The following is a 22,519-nucleotide window of genomic DNA, read 5'->3' as shown; positions in this document are numbered from 1 at the left end:
GACAGCTTATCAGATAGTTACCAGTACCTCATGTTCACCACCTTCATCACTCAGCAATATAAATGAATCGCCGGTCCCGTTTCCATTGATGGTTATCCGGATGCTGCCGTTTTTAAGTTCATTTACTACCTTGATCTTATAAAGCGTAGCGCCGTAATTGTAATTTACTTCAAACTCAGGCCAGCTATCGGGTACACAGGGGTCAATATAAAGCTCATTGCCTTTTTTCTTCAATCCCAGTATATGTTCCAGTGCCAACTGGTAAGTCCAGCCTGCGGAACCGGTATACCAGGTCCAGCCGCCCCGGCCTTCATGCGGAGCTACTCCATAAACATCCGCCGCCATAACATAAGGCTCTACCTTATATTTTTGAGATTCTGCATTATTCATCGCATGGTTAACCGGGTTGACCATGGAGAAAAGCTCCCAAACCCGCTCCCTGTCTTTCTTGATCGCAAAAGCCATCATCGTCCAGATAGCAGCATGCGTATACTGTCCGCCATTCTCTCTGACACCCGGTACATAGCCTTTAATATATCCCGGGTACAGATCAGACTTATCAAAGGCCGGTGTTAACAATTTGATGATACCGTTCTCACGATCTACCAGGTGCTCGTTTAAGGATGCCATTGCCTGCTCTATTCTTTCAGGCTCACCCGCACCCGATATCACCGACCAGCTTTGTGAAATGGAATCGATACGGCATTCCTCGTTTTGAGATGACCCTAAAGGTGTGCCATCATCAAAGTAAGCACGACGATACCATTCGCCATCCCATGCATTGCGGTTGATATTATCTTTCAATTTTTCAGCCTGGCTGATACATTTGATATGAAACTCCTGATCACCGTAATCACTGGCGATTACCGAAAACTTCATCAGCACATCATATAGGAAAAAGCCCAGCCATACACTCTCTCCTTTACCATGTTCGCCTACTTTATCCATTCCGTCATTCCAGTCCCCCGAGCCGATCAGGGGCAAGCCATGCTCACCGAACTTCAATCCAAAATCGATCGCTCTTTTACAGTGATTGTACACCGTTTCCCATTCGTTCAAGAACACGGGCAGATCATAATAACTTTCTTCATCCGGGCGTAGGGGGCGGCCCTCTATGTAAGACACATATTCGTCTAACACCTCTTTATCGTTAGTTGCTTCAATATAGCGGGCGGTTACATAAGGCAGCCACAGGTAATCATCAGAGCAGGTAGTGCGTACACCACGCCCGGTTGGCGGATGCCACCAATGCTGCACATCCCCTTCCTTAAATTGCCGGGATGCAGCCAGTAATATTTGTCCTCTTGTAACATCCGGGCGGGTGTGCATCAATGCTAAAGTATCCTGTAACTGGTCTCTGAACCCAAAAGCGCCACCAGACTGATAGAATCCGCTTCGGCCCCAGATTCGACAGGCGAGTGTTTGATAAACCAGCCAACCATTAGTGATCACATTAAATGCATCATCTGGCGTTTTAATATACACGTTGCCTAATACCTGGTTCCAGGCATCATGTATCTTGGATTGTGCCTCATGAACCGTATCTGTATTTTTATATTTTGTAGCCAGTATCCTTGTATCATGTTCCGATTTGCCGCTACCCAACCTGAACACCACCTCTTTTTCTTCATCCGGTAATAGCTCTACGCCTATTTGAATGGCCGTGCAGGGATCTAAAGCTGAGCCATACCTGTTAGACAACTTCTCCCTGAACAAACCTTCCGGATTAGCCAGCGATCCGTTTCTGCCAATAAACTCTGTCCGGTCACAGGTATAAGACCTGCTGGTGCCATCTGCATCAAAAAAAGAAATTCTTTCAGCAAATGTGCTGTTGTAATGATTACGTGCAAAAAGCACCCCTGTTTCCAGGTCCTTCTCCGTAACCACGTGCATGCGGGTGCTGGTGGCGGTGTCTCCCAACACCCATTCCACGTAACCTGTAACGGAGAGCTTTCTGGGCTTGGCTGATATATTTTTTACTCTTATAACGGTAAACTTCACCGCATCTTCCACATCCACAAAAACCCACATCTCGGATTTAACACCAAAGGCAATATGTTCGTAAACCGTATAACCAAAACCATTGCGGGTTATGTAAGGTTTACCGCTTGTTGCAGGCAGCGGAGAAGGCGACCAGTACTTGCCGCTGATATCATCCCTGATATAAAAAGCTTCTCCTGTTTTATCAGAAACCGGATCATTCTTCCAGGGTGAAAGCCGGTAGGAATGTGCATTTTCTGCCCAGGTGTAGCCTGATCCGCTCTCCGATATCATGGTACCAAACTCCGGGTTAGCTATAATATTTACCCAGGGCGCCGGAGAAGTCTGGCCCGGTTTAGTTAAGATGAAATACTCTTTACCATCTGCAGTAAAGCCTCCTGTGCCGTTATTAAACACCAGGTTATCGGGCAGGCTTAGCTGCTCATCCGATTCGAACAGGTTGTGCCCCGTAACCTTCAATGCAGGAGGAAGCGCTTTCGCTTGTTTTTGCCGGGTCATCTGCTCCTGCAGGCTACCTGCATTATCATAAAAAATCAGGCGGGCTACGGTTTGAAATAAGATCCTGTCTTCCGTGGAGAGCTGGTCACCCTGGCGGATAAAGATACCGCCCGGCTGATCTACCGTAGCGCCCCCCATGGCCGTTACAAAGCCCATGATCTGGTCGTGCAACAACTGGCGGTAGGTACCGAAATCATCATTCCATATAATAAGGTCAACAGCTAATCCTTTCATCCGCCAGTAAGAATGCGCTTTGATCAGCTGTCTTACCAATGCCGTATTATCGCTATCCTGTACCCTTACCAACACGATGGGAAGATCGCCGGAGATAGAGTAACCCCAAAGGCCCGACTGTCCCTTTTTATTGCCAGCTATAATATTGGCTTCGGCGCGATGGGTACCATTGGCATACAGTATATGCCCGGCCATAGAGTTAAATAGCTGTGCTTCTGCCTCACTGGCATTGATCTGCCTTAGCAATACCTGGCTATGTGTCCATGATAATTCAAAAGCACGGTTTTTCAGATACACGTCATCGTACTTACCGATCAGGTGCTGGCAGGTATCCTGTGTTTCTGTGATACCAATAACAATTTCGAACGTAGCTGTTTGCCTGGGTTTTAGCGTGATCTTATATTTTATTGCAGCCACAGGATCCAATACAGACCCGTCAGTACCCGACATCGGTCCATTATTAGCCACCGATAGCGGTGAAGCCAATGAGCGGGTTCGCCCAATAAAACGCATCCGGTCACTCTCAAAAGAAATTTCCTCCTGCTCAACGCCGGTTACGTTCATCATAAAAAACATCCATGGCGGCTGCTCATTTTTAGACCTTGCCCGCCTGGTACAAAGAATAGCTTTACTATCCTCACTTATTTTTGTTTGAACGAACAAATTACTAAAAGCCGGATGCGCCTCATCTGCTGCCTGGGGCGCTATCACAATTTCGGTATACCCAGTCACTTCAAGCGTTTTAACACCATTGCTTTTATTAGTTATCTTAATACGCCTGATGGAAACATCATCTTCCGGAGACACAACAATATCAGTCTTTGTCTCGAAGTCTTTATTCACACGCCTGAACTCCACATGCCCCTGCGAGAAAATGGTTTCGTCTACATCCAGCTTTTTGCGGGTAGGCTGATAAGTATTGGACCAGAGCTCCTGGCTGGACACCTCTTTGATATAGCAGAAAGTACCCCAGTTATCTTCTGTTACATCTTCACGCCAGCGCGACACAGCCAGATTCTTCCAGCGGCTATAACTTCCGCCAGAGTTGCTGATCGCCATATGGTAACGCCCGTTCGATAATAGCTGCACTTCGGGAACTGTTGTGTTGGGCGTTCTGATCACCCGTATATGTGCTTCGTGGCTGGCCACCGTCTTACTGGTAGCGCTATCATCCTGTGTATAATAATTGGTAGCCTTAGGCGCTTTTTCCTTTAGTAGCAATAAGGCAGATTGAAACTGCGGATCGCGCTCGAACCTCTGCTGCATTTTCTCTCCCAGCAGCAAACGTGCAATAGATAAAAAGCCCATACCCTGGTGGTGAGCCATAAAGGAGCGTATAATAACATTCGTTTTGCCACGCGGCATACGGGAAGGCGTATAATCCACCGCTTCATAAAACCCGTATCGTCCTTCAAACCCGTTCTTTGACAACACCAACAGGTTTTTCAAAGCTAGCTGCGGTTCTACCATCAGCGCCAACAGGGTGGCATAGGGAGCAATTACCAGGTCCTGCCCCAGTCCGCGTTTCAGGCCGGTGCCCGGAACACCAAAAGCCTGGTACTGGTAATTTAAATGAGCATCCACCAGGTTAAAGCCAGACTCCGATATGCCCCAGGGAATATCTTTTTTACGTCCGTAATCTATTTGGTTTTGTATGATACCCCTGGTAGTGCGTTCGAGTAAAGTATTTTCATAAGAAGGCATTACTAACTCGGGCATCAGGTATTCAAACATTGATCCGCTCCAGGATAGCAATACCGGGGCTGCACCGTCATTCGTAATCAGGCGGCCCAATACAAACCAGCTATCCTGTGGCACTTTGCCCTGTGCAATGGCTGTGAAAATACCTAACCGGGCTTCCGAAGCCAGTATATCATAATAACTCTTATCTTTTACATCTTCACTTACATTATAACCAATATGAAACAGGTGCTTATCTTTATCATATAAGAAGTCGTACTCTACCGCTGCAAAACCCGCACACTCATTCACCAGCTTCTCAATTTTGCTTAGCTTTTCCAGTGCATGGCTATATGCCGATTGAATGGCTTCTTCCAGCTGCTGAAGCCATTCCTTATACTCAGTTCGCTCTTCCCGTAATTGGCTGATCAATGGTAATATGGTATGCTCCAGATTCCTTATCTCTGTTAAGGAAGGAATATTATCTAAAACGCTCAATGCTTCAAGCCCAGCAGGAACCGGTAGCAAATCTGCCCATGGCGTTAAAAGTGATAACGAGAATTGGGCATCGCTGACCTGTGCTTCAAACTTCAATAGCCAGCTTTGCACTTCTTTATTAGATGCTACAACTGCCGCAGCTTTTACCAACCCAGCCTGCTGTAATAATTTATCGAAATAGGTTTTCTGGATATGAATCGTTTCCACAGGCGATTGGGACAGGCGATCCAGGTAAGCATCTCCTTCTTTAAAAATAGTGGCAGACTCCGGAGCCGCATGTATAGCAGCTTTCCAGGTATGATGTAGTCCCTCATAAAATTTTTGATTGAGTATTTTATGATGAGGCAGCTCCAGCAAAGCCTGCCGCAATACAATCATGTTCGCCACAAAGTTACCGCTGTCCACTGCCGATATATAACGCGGATAAAGCGGCTGTAGGTTGGTCGTATCATACCAGTTATAAAAGTGACCTTTATAGCGTTCCATATCGCTTAGCGCACTAAAGGTTTGCTGCGTCCGCTCTACCAGCCTGCATAAGGAAATATATCCGAAGTCGTAAGCTGATACATTAACCAGAGTGGACAGGCCTATATTAGTAGGAGAGGTTCGATGCGCTGTTACCTCGATTGGCTTTTCCTGGTAATTATCGGGTGGCAGGTAGTTGTCTTCTGCAACTACAAAGTCTTCAAAAAAGGCCCATGTTTTACGGCTGATCACCTGCAGAAAACCAGCTTCAGAATCAGATAGTGCAAAATCTTCCCGGGTTCTCTGGCGGCTCACACTCCAGGCTACAACCGGCGAAAAAAGCCAGGCCAGTAAAAAAGGGGCTGCAATATAAACTGAAGAAGGTTGAAAGATCACTACCAATGCAGTAATGACTATTACCAGCAAAATAGCCTGCCACATATAGCTGTATGCATCAGCAATTGTTTTTTTACCACCTGCCTTTTGAGCAGCATAAGGAGTCCATTGTAATAATCTCTTCCTGGAAAACAATAAACGCCAATTGGCTAAAAAAATCGCATCTGCATTTTTATAAGCTTCAAATGGTAACACTACTATATTGTACAACACTTGCGCTACACTCTTTTTAAAGGCGTCTCCTACTTCCGTTATATGCGACCGGGCATCCAGGTCATCAGGTTTTCTGAAAAGCTGTATAGCTCCCGTAACTACGGGCATAAAAAACCAAAACACTATAAAACCCATTATCCAAATCGTTGGGTTAGGGAATAGCAGCCAGATCAGTACTAATAAAGCCAGCATGGCAGGCGTAAGCAAACTTCGTTTAATATTATCCCATATTTTCCATTTAGATAAAGAAGAAATATAGTTCCGCTTCAGCTTGTTCTTTTCATCGGGCGCGAAGGGCAAACCCCAGGTAGCTATTTGCCAGTCCCCCCTGATCCATCGGTGCCTGCGACTTACATCCGTCCAGTAGGTTTCGGGATAGTCTTCAAATAACTGTACATCTGTTAACAAACCCGAACGAACATAAGACCCTTCTAAAAGGTCATGGCTCAGGATACGATTTTCGGGAAACGCTTTTCCTAATACCTGCTCAAACACATCTATATCGTAAATACCCTTACCTATAAAAGAACCTTCTTCAAAAAGATCCTGGTATACATCTGATACCAATTGCGTATAAGGATCAAGACCTGAGTCATTACTATGCATTCGTGCATAAACCGAGCTGGTTTTGGCGGGCAGGTTAATGGCTGTCCTGGGTTGTAAAATACCATAGCCTTCCACTACCCTTCTCTTCTTCTGATTGATCACAGGCTGGTTGAGCGGGTGAGCCATAGTGGCGATCATTTTCCAGGCCGACTCCCGAGGCAGTAAAGTATCAGCGTCCAAAGTGATCACATACTTTACATTGGCCAATGCTGCTACGTCCCCCACAATTACCGAAAAATCATCATGACCTGTATTCCGGAGCAGGCTGTTTAATTCACCAAGCTTTCCTCTTTTACGCTCATAGCTCATCCAAACCTTTTCTTTCTTATTCCATTTACGCGAACGGTGCATCAGGAAGAAGCGGTCGGTCTCATTTTCCCCGGCATATTTTTTATTCAGCAGGTGAATCTCTTCTTTTACATGAGCCAGCAACTCATCATCCAGGGGCATTTTTTCCTGCGGCGCATCCGCAAAGTCGGTCAACAGGCAATAATATAAGTTTTTTTGAGGATTGGAAAGGTACCTTACCTCCAGGTCGCTTACCAATTCGTCGATACCCGCCTTACTGCCGATCAGGCAGGGCACTGCTACTACAGAACTATATACATCGGGAATCCTGCCGGAAAAGTCCAGCTTGGGCAATGGCCTGGGCTTTACCATCATGGTAGATAACCAGTTGATCACCACTGTAGCGAAATGACCCAATATCACAAATAGCAAAACGCCTGTCACGATACTTGTCCAGATCAACCTTGTTTCATAGTAAACATTTCGCGCCAATAAAACACTCAGGACAAATGCAAACAGGAAGGTTGAACCCGCATAGATGGACAGCCGGTTCTTTCTTAAAAAATATTTTAGCTGATCCTTAAAGTCTAATTGCGTGCGGGCTTTCTTTAGCAGCTCATCCCGTCCTTTATCTACTAAAAAGTAACCCACATGATGTTGCCGTTCAGGAGCTCCTGTTTCTTTTCTTTTCGTGGCCAGACCGATAGCCAAAGCAGCCACTTCATGCTCGGGTGCTTTTGATTTTTTACCGATCCATTCCACTACGTGCCGGTAACGATCCCGGGTTTCAAAATCCATCAGCGGATAAGTACCTGTAATATCTTTTTGCAGTTCCTGCTCCACCACACTTACACTTTCTACAAACTCTTTCCATTCGGTTGTTTTCAAAAGCCTGATACTCTCTATACTATTTCGCATTGACACCTGGTCTGCCGCCTGGCTCTGGTTGTGTATGTTCACCAGTTCGGCTACAGAATGACCGGTGTCTGAAAGTTGCTGCTCGATCCAGGATAGGGGTATGGCCAATCCCTGGCCTTTCCCCTGCATCCTCCTCGTGAATTCCGCCACAAAAGCGCTGTTCAACGACACATCGCTCTTGGCCATTTCAGCAGTAGCGATGATAATACTGCGCGGCTCAGTCTGTGCAATTTTTATAAATTCTTCCGACCAGTAAATAGCATCGTTCTTATCCAGGCGGTCGATGGCAATTCTTGAAGCTATACGCCTTATATTTTCTATAATAGCAAACCGCAGCATAATAGGAATCGCCCATAGCTCACCGAGGGTGAGCACATTTTTAGTTTGATAGCCATTGATAAAGGCGGTGAGGTTAGCGACGTCAATACGTCCATCACTATGAGAAATGATTTCAAGCGCGATATCATACACCCGGGGCATACCGGCCGATTTTCCTTTGGCCAGAATCGGCAGCGTCTGACTATAACCTTTCGGCAGGTGTTTCCGTGAAATATTGATCTGTTCCTTAATAAGATAAAGGTTATCCAAAAACCATTCACTTGCAGGTGCAATGGCCTGCTTTTCTTTTATGGTTTCGGCAAGCATTTCCTGCACTTTCACGATCACGTCTTCGTTATCATTCAGGCGCTTTAATACTTTGTCGGGCTGCCTGGTCGTTAGCACTTCGTGTTGCGCAGCTACCCGAATACCGTGGGATTCCATTTGCGCGTTGCTCAAAAGGTCTAACCGAAAAGGGTCTTCATTTTTAAAAGGATAGGTTCCTTCGGAGGTAAAATACTCCCTCATCCTCGTCACAAAATCATCAACGGGCCTTGTAATTTTCATCCGGCTATTATTTTAAAAAAGTTCTTAATAGTTGATACTGTGGAATTTTTTACACAACCAGCAATTCCACTGCATATTTTTACGGTTTACACAATTACAATTTTCAAGCCGAGATTAAGTAACCCTGCTATTAATCAATAAAATAGCCGCCCCAAATGGAGGCGGCTTGCGGATTAACTAATTTTTGTACTGAGTTAGATTTTTCGAATGCTGATGGCAACACCACCACTGCGGCCAAGCCTGGCGACCAGCTTTGTTTTGCTGGTTACCTTCTTTTTATAAATATGATAGCTTTGCGGATTGGTTATATAGTCAGCATTTTTACCATCTTCATAAATAGTTGCTTCATAATTTCCGCCGGCTGGCAGAAAGCTAAAATCGATGTTCAAAGTTCTTGCCTGTTCGTCTGTAATACCACCTACAAACCATTCATCTTTGCCTTTGGCCTTCCGTGCGATTAATACATGATCGCCCGGCTCTGCGCTTAATATTTTCGTATCGTCCCAATCAACCGCCACATCTTTTATAAACTGGAAGGCATCCGGAAATCTTTCATAATTATCAATTATATCTGCTGCCATTTGCAGCGGACTATACATGGTCACATATAAAGCCAGCTGTTTGGTTAACGTGGTTTGCACAAAACGTTTGTCGCCGGGAAAATAATAATCCAGTTGGGTTTGAAAAATGCCTGGCGTGTAATCCATCGGACCACCTATCAACCTGGTGAAAGGTAATATGGTCGTATGTTCGGGGTTATTACCGCCGAAAGCTTCATATTCCGTACCTCTTGCCGCTTCTGCAGCGATCCAGTTAGGATAAGTTCGATGTAAACCGGTAAGATGCACCGACTCATGGGAATTTACCATTACTTTATGCTGTAACGCCTTATCTATTACACGTTGGTAATGCTGTACCATCCACTGGCTGTAATGATGTTCGCCTCTTGGTATAATATTGCCTACATAGCCGGTTTTTACGGCTTTATACCCATATTTATCCATAAAAGCAAAAGCCGTATCGAAATGCCGCTCGTAATTGGTTGCTGCAGAAGAGGTTTCATGGTGCATGATCAGCTGCACATTTTTGGCCTTTGCATAATTGGTTAATGTTTTTACATCAAAATCGGGGTAAGGCGTTACAAAGTCAAATACATATTCTTTTGATTTGCCAAACCAATCCTCCCATCCCTCGTTCCAGCCCTCTACCAAAACACCATCCAGACCATGTTTTGCTGCAAAGTCAATGTACTTCTTTACATAATTGGTATTGGCCGCATGCGTGCCATTGGTTTGCAATTTGGAATAATCCGTTTTGCCCAGGTGCACATTATTGATATTGGCATAGCTCCAGGTAGATTTACCCATGATCATCTCCCACCACACACCTACATACTTTACCGGTTTGATCCAGTCTGTATTTTCATATTTTGTGGGTTCGTTCAGGTTAAGTACTAACCTCGAAGCTAAAATATCCTCTGCTTTTTTGCTAATGATAATGGTTCTCCAGGGTGTATGAAAAGGGGTTTGGATATACCCCTTCTTTCCCTGTCCATCGGGTGTTAAATGAGAGGTTAATACAAATCTATCTGCATCCAGGCTTAGGTGTAAAGCAGGATAATCAATCAATGCAGCTTCATGAAAGTTAAGATAAAAGCCATTATCAGTCTTCATCATCAGTGGCGTTTGCAGGGTTCCCGGTGCAATGGTTTGCGAAGCATTGCCATCATAACTCTTATCAAATAGCCTCGGCACCTCCGATAGTTTCGATGTGGTATAATTATATTCCTGCGTATCGTAATCGCCCGGTATCCACCAGGCTTTAGCGTCTCCGGGAAGTGCAAACTCCGTAGCTTCTTCCTTCACTACAAAGTAGTTCAGGTTGGCCTGTTCAGGGAATTCATAACGCAGGCCCAGGCCATCGTTGAACAAGCGAAAGCGTATAGCAATTTCCCGTTGGTAAGCCGGTTGTGCCAGGTAAACAATCAATTCAGTATAATGATTCCTGATCTGTTTCACCTCACCCAGAACCGGCTGCCAGGCTTCGTCTGCATGGTTAACTTTAAAATCCTTAATACCAAATCCTTCAGTAAAAGAAGGCCCGTTATCGACCTCCAATCCCAATTTGCTCTTCAACAGCACCGGCTGATTTTTATAACTCACGCTATAAACCGGAATACTGTCCTTTACTTCGAATGTAAGTTGTACCACACCATCAGGCGACTCTATTTTTTGAGCATTTGTTGTAACAGTAAACATCGTTAAAGCAATAGCAATCCATTTTTTCATGTGTGCATTTTTAAAAGTAGCAACGAAAATAGGATTTTTTTACTTAATGTGTACTTAAAACACATTAGAATATAGCTGCAAAAAAACCGCTAATGGCATTAGCGGCGTTTGATATTGAGACAACATTATCTTCCGTATACTAAAATAGAACCCTGATTGGACCGCCTGTCGTACCTGGATGTATTGTAGTCCAAATGGATCTGGCGGATATTACTGTTCCGGTTTCTTAGCCTAACGGTTCGGTTGTTTCCGTTCAGTTTATACGATTCACGTCTGCCATTATCATATACTATCGTTGCGCCATATAAATTGATATCACGACCCGTAGTTGTAAATCGCAACTGTGAAAAATTGTTATATCTTCCCCTGGGGTAAATATCTTCTCCGTTGCCTCTGGAATCTGCACGGCGTTCACCCAATAAGGTCCAGCTATCATTACGACCCCGGCCATAATCCCGGTCATTTTGCACATACTGAGGACTGCCACAGCTTACCAGCAGTGTAACAATTACCAATAGCGGCGCCATCCATTTCAATTGCTTACTCATATACTCGGTTTTATTTTTCTTAATGGTTTACGTTTATTAGACAGCGCTTTGTTCATTAACGTTGTGCTCAAGTCCTTAAGGTTTTGCAAAAAAATAACCGCCCCGAAAGGCGGTTTAACTCATAACATCTATTACCGTTTATCAATATCCATAATCCTGGGTAATTTTCGGGTTGGCATCAATCACGGCCTGTGGTATGGGCAGCAGTTCACTGCGATTTGGCTTGTAAAGCTGGGCCACATTAGTGATCCAGGCTTCAGTAATTGCCCGCGTCCAGTTAACACGGGTATAGCCTGTTATAGCCGTTGGCGAGGGTTTATACAAAGAATTGGCGAGCGTTAATTGTTGCGCTCCCGGCAAAAAGAACAGGTACTGTGGCAGGTTATTATAAGGAGCCTGCCGCCCCATCATTTTGGTATAATTGCTGCGTACCGAAGTTATTTTTTCAGCAAGCAGGTTCCAGCGGATCAAATCATACTTGCGGACACCCTCTCCTCCCAGCTCAAAAGAACGCTCGTTCACAAGGGCTTTAAAAAAGCTGTCCTTATCCCCCGGTGTTGTACCTATTTTTGATTCATTACCCTTAAAACCTCTTTTCCGTACTTCTTCATAAGCCATTATTGCATCTGCTGTAGGACCGTTGTTTAACTCATTATCGGCTTCTGCAAACATCAGCAAGACATCAGAGAAGCGGATAACCGGCCAGTTGATACCCGTGGCCTGGATCGCGGAGGTTAACGCAGGCGTTATCCAGTCTGACCTGAATTTACCGCTCGTCATATTCACCAGCGTTTGAAGCGTTTTAGAATTGTCCGCATTATTATAATAGGGAGCACAGGTTACATCGCGGCGCGTGTCTATCGAATCGAAGGAATAAAAGTACACAGGTATCACGCGGATGGAGCCGTTTCCTAACAATGCCGTATTTCCGGGCACATAAAATCGCGGACCATCGTAATACCCGAGCTTGCTGTCCACCTCCCTGGCCATAGCCACTTCAAAAATCACTTCACCATACTTGTCTATTTTATACGCATCCAGCGCGTCCTTAAACACCGATTGAAAACTGGGATTTAACGTATGCTGGTCCCTTCTCTGCATTATTTCATAACATTCATCACGGGCGATCTTATAGTATTCTGTATAATCGGTCCGTCGCTCCATACTGCCTGACTTACGAAGTGAATAGCCCCCGTTAAATAATGCCAGTCTTGCTCGCAATGCTTTTACGGCACCTTTTGTTATACGTTCATCTGAGCTGACTTCTGTACGCCAGGGCACCAGCTCTTCAGCCCTTTTCAAATCAGCAATCAGGCTGTCATAAATCACGTCCCGATCGGTTTTTTCCAGGAAAAGATTGGGTTGATCAATAGAGGGTATAAATGAAGCGGGAACATCGCCCCAGTTTCGGATCAGCTCAAAATAAAATTGGGCTCTTAAAGTCAGTGCTTCACCATACAATCTTCGCAGTTCTTTTTTATCAGCTTCAGCTCCGTCTTTATACAAACTCATAGCCGGTATATTCCTGATGCAGATATTAGCACGCTCTATCCCGACATATAACTGGTTAAACGGAGCCAGTAGCTGTGCATTGGTCGGCTGCACATTATAACGCGCCATATCGCGGGAACTGTTATCGGGAGCTGATGCATTGGTTACCCCGATCATTTCATCATTATCATAGGGATAGATCAGGCTAAAACGGCTACCATAACCCTGATCGCCCGCTAATTGATCATACACTCCCAGTACAGCGCTTCTTGCATTAATAGTACTGCTAAACATATAATCTTCACCAAAAGCAGACTGCGGCTCCAGGGTTAGGTATTTTTCGCATGCAGTAAACAATAGTGTTACAGCAACCAGCATCGATATTCCAAATCTTTTATATATCATAGCCTGTGTTATTATAATGAAATATTTAATCCGACAATATATACCTGGCTCCGGGGATAGGCAGAGTAATCAACGCCCGGTGTAACCGGGGTGGCCCTCCTGGTATTCACTTCCGGATCATAGCCGGAATAACCCGTAAGCACCGCCAGGTTATTAACCGTGCCGTATACTCTCACATTTATAAATTTGATCCTGTTGAGTATATTCCGGGGTAATGTATATCCCATCGTAATATTATTGATTCTCAAGAAGGATCCGTCTTCCATGGCCCATGAAGTAGGATACCAGGCGCCTGCGCCACTGATGGGAATCCAATATTGTGCATCTTTGTTAATGGCTTCCAATTGCTCAGGCGCTACGCCAGTCACTACCTGCTTACCCGACATGGTAGCCACCTGCTGCAATATATTGCCATTGTCGTCAACGGTGCGCCAGCGATCTTTCACAAAAGCAAGAGAGTTGGTATGAGAGCCATACCCATTGGTAAATTCAATTTTATTAGCATTATATACCTGGTTGCCATAAACAAAATTCAGGAATACACTTAAGTCAAAATTTTTGTAAGTAAACCGTTGATTAATGCCTCCTGAAAATTTAGGGTTGGCATTACCAATGATGGTTTTATCATTCTCGTCGATGATGTTATTTCCATCCAGATCTTTTAGTTTCATCCAGCCAGGTTGTGCTATCCCGATTGCCTGCGCTACGTCTACCACGCCTTCTTTCAATGTATAGGTACTGGTGGCCGCATCGTAATTAAAATCACCGGTTCTGTAAAAACCATCAGAAACATAGCCATACATGGTACCCAATGGCTGCCCTGCTTTTACGATATAGTCCGCCGGCTGACCGGAAATTCCAAATCCGGAATAAGCAAAATACTGGTCTAAGCCATTCGCTAGCCGTTCAATTTTATTACGGTTGAAGGAAATATTAAATTCTGTAACCCAGGTGAAATCTGTTTTTTGAACGGGGGTAGCGCTTAGCTGTATTTCAAGGCCCCGGTTCGACAGGCTTCCTACATTTTGCAGCTGGGTGCTATAGCCTGAAGTAGGCGGTATGGGCACATCGATCAATAAATTATTTACTGTATTCAGGTAAACATCTGCGGTAAGCGATAACCTGTTTTTCAACAGCGATACGTCTACCCCGATATTCCGCGAGATCGTGGTTTCCCATTTCAGGTCTTTATTAGGCAGGCTTCCTACCATATAAGCGGGCACCACCAGCTCGTTAAGCGCATACTTGGCCGTAGGGCTGAAAATGTTCATGTACAGGTAATCATCTATCCGGTTATTGCCTGTAGCACCGTAGCTGGCCCTGATCTTCAGGTCCGATATCACTTTGCTGTCCTCCAAAAACGATTCTTTAGAGATACGCCAGGACACCGCACCGGCAGGAAAATAACCCCACTGATTGCCGGGCGCAAATTTAGAAGAACCATCAGCCCGCAAACTGAAGTTCGCCAAGAACTTATCTTTATACGAATAGTTGGCTCTTGTAAAAAACGATACAATACGGCTTTCATAGCTACCCGACTTCGGATAAGTTGGAATGACAGTACCAATGTTTAACTGATTCAGCGCCTTATCCGGAGTAATGCCTATAGGAAAGTTCTTTAGTTGTATATCCGTGCTTTTAGCTTTTACATTATACAGCTCATTACCCAATAATACATCTACACGATGATCGCTTTTTCTTGAATTGGTGTAGGTCAATACGTTGGAGCTGGACAGGTTGTATACATTGTTGGTTAATACCCCCGCCATAGGCATACTGGCTCCCTGTGTACGCGCTTTGGATGTGATGTAGTCGAAAAAAGTATGATAGGTTTGATTATTGAAGTTGACACCGGCCGTAGATCTGAATGAGAACTTCGGACTAAATGTATAATTGGCATAACCGTTCAGGTTGGTGAGCGAGCTCATCTTTTTACTGTATTGGGCATTGCTAAGCTGGATAGGATTAATAATACCCAAGGCGTTGCCCGCATTGGTTTCATCATAATAAGCCTCATCCAGGTCGTTGGGTGATAAAATATTTAATGTAAAAGGCCTGTATTTAATGGTATGACGAAGCATATTGTAAGTAGAAGCGCCTCCATCTGAAGTACCGGCACCGGTAATGGCCTGGTTGGCATAACGTACATTAAATCCTACTTTTAATGCATTGCTCACTCTGGTATCCATTCTAAAGTTTATCAGTTTCCTGTCATAACCCGAGTTGAGCATTACCCCATCTTCATTGTTACTGGTAAGGCTTAAATTATACTGTGTAGTTTTATTGCCTCCAGCAACACCCACGTTATGTGTCTGCATCCAGGCATCATTACCAAAGGTTTCCTTTTGCCAGTCGATGGCAGGTATGTCTCGGTATACACTCAAACTATCCCAGTTTCCATATATACGTGCAAAGGAAGTCTGCGCTTCTGTAGTGCCCCGGCTTCTCTCATATTGCGATATAACAAATTCATAAGGGCTTAACACATCCAGTCGATTCGCCAGTTGTTTTAAGCCCACAAAACCATTATAGCTGATAACAGGCTTGGCTTCCTTGCCACCTTTGGTAGTAATAATTACCACACCATTAGCGCCTCTTGCTCCGTAGATAGAAGTAGCGGACGCATCTTTCAACACATCTACCGATTCTATATCCTGTGGCGAAAGACCGGCCAGCCCTCCTTCCACCTGTACTCCATCAATTATATAAAGCGGTGCTATATCCTGTGTAACAGAACCATTACCCCGGATCTTTATCTGGACCTCCGCACCCGGCGCCCCTTCTGAGGTAGTTACCTGTACACCTGCCATCCGGCCGGTAAGGGCTTCTGCCAGGGAATTGACGGGGATATCTTTCAACTGCTTACTGCTAAGCGATACCACGGAACCGGTAAGATCTTTTTTCTTCACGGTTGCATAACCAATCGTTACCACTTCTTCCATCTGCGACACACTTGCTGCAAGAACAATATGCAGCGCCTTCCCGCTACCAGCCGTAACCTCCTGTGCCTGGTATCCCACATGTTCCACCAATATTGTAATTAACGTATCTGCTGCGGAAACCGGCAATACAAACCTCCCTTCGGCATTGGTGATGGTTCCTCCTGACTTGCCTTTCATCAGTAAGCTTACCCCTGCAAGAGGCGCGCCGGTTGCAGAGTCTGTTACCTCGCCACTGATACGCCGGTTACTTTGCGCCAAACAAAAAGAAAAACTAAAAGCTGATAACAGCAATACTGCAATTAATTTCATCCGTATATTTTTATTGTTTTACGGTCAGATACTTTCCCTAAATCTTCACGCTGTAGATAAAGCACAATCGAAAATATTCTTAAACCCTTTCGATGCTTCATTAAGAATGAAAATTTCAACAAGGATCATTTCATCGCGCTTACTCTATTTTAAATGGTCTCCGGCATCAGCTATCTCATTAAAGTACCTGCCGTTTACTGATACCGGGCCTCATTCTGCACCATCTCTCACAAAAGCAATTGGGCAAACATTTTCGTTAATGAAAACCAAGATATATATTTTTAGCCCGCTTCGGCGAAAGCCTGCAGTAAAAATTACCGGTATCGTTATCGGTAACGATGCCGGTGATATTTGCGGATGCTACAATGGTCTCTGGCTTAAAAAAAACTACATTAGCAACACATCAACTTTGAATGAATCGTTTAAAATCATTGATATGAAAAGATTGTTTATTGCCCTGGGTTGCCTGTTTTTTTTGTACAGCTTTACAAAAACAAAGAAAGTAACTATTTATTCTATTGGCGACTCCACTATGTGCGATTATGATCAGCGATACCTGAACGGCTTTGGCGGAGACAATTACCCGATACGCGGATGGATGCAGATGATGCCTCAATTTTTTAACGGCCAGGTTATTATTAAAAATATGGCCAGGAGCGGTAGAAGCTCTAAAAGTTTCAGGGAGGAAGGCTACTGGCAGAAAACAATCGACCAGGTAATGCCCGGCGATTATGTGTTCATTATGTTCGGACCTAATGACGAAAAAGATGATAGCCTGCGGCATACGGATCCACACGGTACTTACCGCCAAAACCTGATCAACTATATATCCGAAACGAGGGAAAAAAAAGCCATCCCTGTGCTGTTTACTTCTATAACCCGGAGAAAATTTGATAAAAGCGGAACACTGCTTCCTAATAGCTTTGAAGCGTATGTAGAAGAGGTTAGAAAGCTGTCAAAAGAGATGAAAGTACCGCTGATAGATCTTAATCTTAAGTCACGCGGACTCGTTCAACAATTAGGACCGGAAGCATCTAAACAATTGTATGTTTATATAGAGCCGGGTAAATTCACCAAACTCCCTAAAGGCAAAAAGGATGATACTCATTTATCTGAAGCCGGAGCTACAGCCATCGCTAAGTTGGCAGGCGAAGGTTTAAGAGAAATGAAATCGCCTTTGGCCCAGTACCTGGTGAAATAGTTTGTAAACCGGCTATACCTCAACAACACTTTTATACAAGCTTCATTTGTTTAAATGATAGACTTATATTCCGTCATTCCGGTTTAAAAATTCACGATGCGCACACCTGAAGGATATACAGAAAAACTCAGCAGTCGAAACGACGTTATGAAAGTGTCATCCTCAAACATAGAGCTGGCGCGGCCGTTGCAAAGCCACGAATGCATCCATGCTTCATGCTAGCCGTGCCTGTCCGGCCAGGTCATCCGGGCGGCGATTCTTTTTTGCTACCACTAATTTGCCAGAAAACCCTTATTCAAAATAGCAGTTCATTGAAACAAAAGAAGGTTCCCTAAACAGAGAACCTTCCGTTATGCTCATATGACTCAAACTATATTTGAGATAAAGCTGTAAGCATACTTACTTTAATTCTACAGCCGCAAGTCCATATAACTTCACCTGTGGAATGGTAAATTGCAGCATTCCTTTTTCCTGTGTAAATGCCAGGCTGCTGGTTATTGTTTTACGATCGGGGCTTAAAAGCGTCAGTTTTTGTACTTTTTTTCCCGTTGGAATTTTAAGACTTACTTTTATATTTTCCGCAGGAGCTTTCTCGTAGTTAAAGTTCACCAGGTGCAACAGCAGCCGTTCTTTACTTTCCTGTTTTAACAGCTCCATTGTTACCGTTTCCGGACCTTCTACCTGCAGTGACAGATCATTGCCCGAAGCCCATTGCACAGCTTCGATCAGTTGCTGATGATTCTTAGCGAGTTTAAAATAAGGTCCCGCCATAGGCACCATCGTTGGCTTGGGCACCGATGGAATCACTTCCGGTAAATAAATAACACGTCCTTTCCCTATTGCATTACGCTGTTCTACTATAGGCAGGATAGCTTCCGGTGTGCGGCGGTTATGCCAATCCGGGGCTTTCAGCTGTATCAGGTCGGCCAGGCCAAAATTATCTTTTCGCTGATGCCAGGCATTATACAATGAGGTATGCTCTGTTATAACAAGGCCGCCGCCCTTGTGCACAAAGGAGCGTACGAGCTCCTGTTGCTCATCGGTAAGGCATTCCTGGTTGGCCAGCACCAACACTTTATAACGATCCAGGTTTTTAAGCTGCTCGTCGAAGATCACATCAAAAGGAACTTTTCCCTGTATCAAACTTTGCTCAAAAAGAAAAGTGCTTTGATAGGGCCGGTCGCTGTTATAAGCCATACTGTTAAATGTATGCAAGACCGCCACATCAGCGATATTTGTTGTTCCTTTATAGTAGTCAAAATGATCTTTAAAAAACCGGATATAGTCCTGTTGCTCCTGTGTTAGTGGTAGTGGTGTATGATAATTGCCTCCGTCCATTTCTTCCATCCCGCCAATGAGTCCTATGCCTTCGCGATTATAAGCCAGGGCTTCAGCCATCTTCAGCTGAATATCATTGGTTTTGATAAAAACACGGTTATCAAAGGTCCGTGCTATTTTAAACGTACGTATTTTGGAAAGTAATGCGCCGTTTTCGGTCAAACCTGTTTGCTCGCCTTCTGTCCAGAAATAATTGGTATGTGGTAATATTCTTGCAAAGTCTACGCTTTCATTCCACATCGAATTGCGGCCATCCAAGCCATGCGGATTACATTCTACTGCTACTTCCGGATTGAGGCTCCTGATGTACTGCGCCATCTCCCCGTAATAATCAGCCAGCTGCCGGCAACGGAAGTCGGTCCACTCCTGGGATAAAGGATCATGCAGTATGCCAATGCTTTTGCTATAAGTGGGCGGCTCAACAAAGCGAACATCGCTGAAGCCCAACCTTTGCTTTAATTGTTCGGGTGTATATTTTTTAGTCAAGAACTCCCTGAAATGCTGAACCGCTAAAGGATGATAGAATACGGGAGCAATTGCCTGTACGGAGGAGTTATCAAAATGAATCAAATCTACCTTAATATCTTCTACAGCTATCTTTAACACGCGTTTAATATAGGCTTTGTAACCCTCGTGCTGAAAGTACACCAGCTTGCGAAAGGTTTGGCTTCCGTAAGTAACGGGTTGTCCCTGGTAATCCGGCGCCACCCATTCTTTGGCCTCGGGCACTTCGGCAAAAAAAGTTTCAAAAGGAAGCGTAGAGCCTATATAAGCACCGGTTTTAAGCCCATACTTTTTACAATTATCTACCAGCTTACGGGTAGCATCAATTTCTTCCTTCTCTGCATTCAAACCAAAACCTTTATAAAAGAATGCCATTACCATGGTGGCGCCCATGTCTTTGTATTTTTTTACCTGTTCTTCGGTTGATTCTTTTTTAAATATCTCGTCAATCCATACCGGGTTAGCGCCCACCCTTCGCCTGAAAGTGGGCTTGATATCCCAGTTACCGATCATTACTACCGGGAAGCCCTCCACCCATTTGGGTGCGGCTTTAGCAGTACCAGACTGTGCGCGAAGACCGGTGGCAAATAAAGCACTTACAATCACCAGCACAAAACATCCCAGAAGGAATTTATTATTCATCTGTCAATCAGTTTAAAATTTAGAGAATTATTTAGAGCCTGGTTAATACGAAACCAGAAGCGGGTGCTACCTGTATTGTCTTTTGTTTTATCTGCCCGCCTATTGTTTTCCACTTGCCTTTTGGTAAGTTGATGCTTACCGTTTCTGTGGCCGAAGGATTGACCACTACCATTCCTTTGGTAAACTTCCTGGTCCAGGCAGCTTTTTGCCGAACCGCTTTATCTACGGGCGATCCAATATTTACATTCATTTCCGGACGGTAATGAAACTCCTGGTAAATAGCCTTCTTATCTATAAAGGGGGTAATGGCCAGCAGACTCTGGGGGCCACGTGTGAGTAAAAAGTTAGCAATCACCCATTCTATCTGCGCCGGATCAGCTTGTTCTACGGCGCCTTCTACCTGGTTAATAGAAATATAGCCTTTGATGAGAGCGATCTCTTTTAAATAGTCAAACTGCCTTTGCCAGTTGCTGCCCGTAATATTTTTTCCGGTATGGGTAAAGCCATTTTCATCCAGCCATATATTTACTGAATGCATCATGCGCAACACCACATCATTCGGAGCGCTGTTAGCCTTGATATTGGCTGCTACCTGAACGCCCAATGGATTCAGGTTCTCCGATAAATAGCGCATCCAGCCGATCATATTTTCCTGGAAGGCCTTATCATTTTTCTTACCGGTGTATAACTGTACCCATTTTCCCTTGTCATATTTACCTGCTGCCCCGGGCCAGTTACCCAAATCCACGTTATCCATCGCTACCACTTTATAACCTTGCTTAACGGCCGGTAGCATAAATTCTTTTAAATAAAATTCACGCACTTCCGGATTGGACACATCCAGCGGCACCAGTCCACCATAATCATATATATAGCCATAGGCGGGTGTCACCTTATCTTCTTTATATATGATCCAATCGGGGTGGTTCTTTTTATACCATTCAATATCGAATTGCCGTTCCGGATTACGATACGAAGGGAAATATTTGCTGATCGTTACCCCCTCAATAGGATCAGGTTTTGTGGCACCCCAGATAAAAAAAAATTTGTTGCCCCGCTTTTGATATACCGAAGCATCCTTCACCCTGCTGTCGAATATTTGCGCATAGGGTACACCATCCGAAGGTATATGCTGCAGCCGGAGCGGTTGCTCATCTTTTTGAGCGATACCCGTGAAGCAGGTTAGCAGCAAGCTGGCTGACAAAAGCCCTATATCTAATAATTTCATATGGATCTAATTTAAAAATCTCTTTATATCCGTTTTTATCGAGAGGCTACACTCAGTAATGCCGCCGAAGACTGATCCAGGTAATAACTGCAGGATGCATGTAATTGCAGGATGCTGGCAGGATACACAGGATTAACAGGTTGTTCAATGCTGTCTTTTACCGCCTGAGCTTTTCTGCCATCGGGTACCGAACAGATGATATGGGTAGATTTCATGATCTGCTTTACCGACATGCTGATGGCTTGTGCAGGCACTTCTTCCAGCGAGGCAAACCAGCCTTCACCCATTTGCTGCATGCGACATTGCTCATCCAGGTTTACTACCAGGTAAGGATCTTCGGTGTCAAAATCTGCGGGCGGATCATTAAAAGCAAGGTGCCCGTTTTCACCAACGCCCACCAATGCTACATCAATCGGGTGCTGCTGAATAATGGCATTCAAACGCAGGCGCTCCGCTTCCGCATCTGCTTCACCATTAATAAGATAATAGGCTTTCAATGGTGGTACTTTTTCTAAAAAACGTTCTTTCAGGTATTTCCTGAAACTGGCGGGATGTGTAACCGGCAGCCCAATATATTCATCTAAGTGAAACATCACCACTTTGCTCCAGTCAATTCCTTCTTCTTTTATTAACTGTTCCAGGGTCTGGAACTGGCTGGTGCCGGTAGCCAGTATAACATTGGCTTGTCCTGCTTCATTGATCGTATTGCGGATCAGCTCGCCGGTTTTTTTCCCGGCAGCAATTCCTAATTCGTACTTATCTTTTAGTACCATCATTTCCATTGATATCTGTTTTTAAAGTTTGGGCGATTAAAGCATCGTTGTAACCAAAAGTATCAATTAAGCAATAGGAACGAACCCCAAAGGGCTAATAAAACAACGGTAACGTTATCGGCAATGATACCGGTAACGTTGCCAATCATTTATCTGGCCATTAGCATC

9 protein-coding genes are annotated in these 22,519 nt (G+C 44.5%); 1 reads left to right on the top strand and 8 read right to left on the bottom strand.

Translation table 11 applies throughout. The features are described from left to right. Positions 1-9: 9 nt before the first annotated feature. The 5 genes from U0035_RS15005 to U0035_RS14985 all read right to left on the bottom strand — a co-directional run bounded on the left by U0035_RS15005 (position 10) and on the right by U0035_RS14985 (position 16,665). The gene (locus U0035_RS15005; RefSeq protein ID WP_245957768.1) at positions 10-8,682 is read right to left on the bottom strand and encodes a glycoside hydrolase family 94 protein; all 8,673 of its coding nucleotides are present in this window, start codon (positions 8,680-8,682) and stop codon (positions 10-12) included. A 194-nt stretch (positions 8,683-8,876) separates the two neighbouring features. Continuing rightward, the gene (locus U0035_RS15000; RefSeq protein ID WP_114791922.1) at positions 8,877-10,970 is read right to left on the bottom strand and encodes a glycoside hydrolase family 97 protein; all 2,094 of its coding nucleotides are present in this window, start codon (positions 10,968-10,970) and stop codon (positions 8,877-8,879) included. Between the two features lie 125 nt (positions 10,971-11,095). Further along, the gene (locus U0035_RS14995; RefSeq protein WP_114791923.1) at positions 11,096-11,518 is read right to left on the bottom strand and encodes a DUF2541 family protein; all 423 of its coding nucleotides are present in this window, start codon (positions 11,516-11,518) and stop codon (positions 11,096-11,098) included. Between the two features lie 141 nt (positions 11,519-11,659). Beyond that, positions 11,660-13,414: a RagB/SusD family nutrient uptake outer membrane protein gene (locus U0035_RS14990; RefSeq protein ID WP_114791924.1), complete on the bottom strand. Its 1,755-nt coding sequence runs from the start codon at positions 13,412-13,414 to the stop codon at positions 11,660-11,662. Positions 13,415-13,425: 11 nt separating this feature from the next. Next, entirely contained in the window at positions 13,426-16,665 is a 3,240-nt protein-coding gene (locus U0035_RS14985; protein WP_114791925.1) for a SusC/RagA family TonB-linked outer membrane protein, read from the bottom strand. A 259-nt stretch (positions 16,666-16,924) separates the two neighbouring features. Between U0035_RS14985 and U0035_RS14980 the strand changes: the two genes are divergently transcribed. Beyond that, positions 16,925-17,866: a rhamnogalacturonan acetylesterase gene (locus tag U0035_RS14980; RefSeq protein ID WP_327138698.1), complete on the top strand. Its 942-nt coding sequence runs from the start codon at positions 16,925-16,927 to the stop codon at positions 17,864-17,866. A 399-nt stretch (positions 17,867-18,265) separates the two neighbouring features. On the opposite strand, the gene U0035_RS14975 is transcribed toward U0035_RS14980, so the two are convergent. From U0035_RS14975 to U0035_RS14965, 3 genes are read right to left on the bottom strand one after another with little or no spacing between them, the layout of a single operon-like run. Beyond that, entirely contained in the window at positions 18,266-20,350 is a 2,085-nt protein-coding gene (locus U0035_RS14975) for a beta-galactosidase (RefSeq protein WP_114791926.1), read from the bottom strand. Positions 20,351-20,381: 31 nt separating this feature from the next. Continuing rightward, complete coding sequence (locus tag U0035_RS14970) at positions 20,382-21,578, bottom strand: putative glycoside hydrolase (RefSeq protein ID WP_114791927.1); 1,197 nt, start codon at positions 21,576-21,578, stop codon at positions 20,382-20,384. A gap of 35 nt (positions 21,579-21,613) precedes the next feature. Then, positions 21,614-22,360: a glucosamine-6-phosphate deaminase gene (locus U0035_RS14965; protein ID WP_114791928.1), complete on the bottom strand. Its 747-nt coding sequence runs from the start codon at positions 22,358-22,360 to the stop codon at positions 21,614-21,616. Positions 22,361-22,519: the final 159 nt, after the last annotated feature.

Source organism: Niabella yanshanensis, assembly GCF_034424215.1.
Lineage (GTDB): Bacteria > Bacteroidota > Bacteroidia > Chitinophagales > Chitinophagaceae > Niabella > Niabella yanshanensis.
The sequence above is the reverse complement of the archived record's forward strand: the minus strand, read 5'-3'. Positions and strand labels throughout refer to the sequence as shown.

Bases quoted from the DNA above. Each gene is read 5' to 3' on its own strand.
- U0035_RS15005 (WP_245957768.1), bottom strand. From the start codon at position 8,682: ATGAAAATTACAAGGCCCGTTGATGATTTTGTGACGAGGATGAGGGAG.
- U0035_RS15000 (WP_114791922.1), bottom strand. From the start codon at position 10,970: ATGAAAAAATGGATTGCTATTGCTTTAACGATGTTTACTGTTACAACA.
- U0035_RS14995 (WP_114791923.1), bottom strand. From the start codon at position 11,518: ATGAGTAAGCAATTGAAATGGATGGCGCCGCTATTGGTAATTGTTACA.
- U0035_RS14990 (WP_114791924.1), bottom strand. From the start codon at position 13,414: ATGATATATAAAAGATTTGGAATATCGATGCTGGTTGCTGTAACACTA.
- U0035_RS14985 (WP_114791925.1), bottom strand. From the start codon at position 16,665: ATGAAATTAATTGCAGTATTGCTGTTATCAGCTTTTAGTTTTTCTTTT.
- U0035_RS14980 (WP_327138698.1), top strand. From the start codon at position 16,925: ATGAAAACCAAGATATATATTTTTAGCCCGCTTCGGCGAAAGCCTGCA.
- U0035_RS14975 (WP_114791926.1), bottom strand. From the start codon at position 20,350: ATGAATAATAAATTCCTTCTGGGATGTTTTGTGCTGGTGATTGTAAGT.
- U0035_RS14970 (WP_114791927.1), bottom strand. From the start codon at position 21,578: ATGAAATTATTAGATATAGGGCTTTTGTCAGCCAGCTTGCTGCTAACC.
- U0035_RS14965 (WP_114791928.1), bottom strand. From the start codon at position 22,360: ATGGAAATGATGGTACTAAAAGATAAGTACGAATTAGGAATTGCTGCC.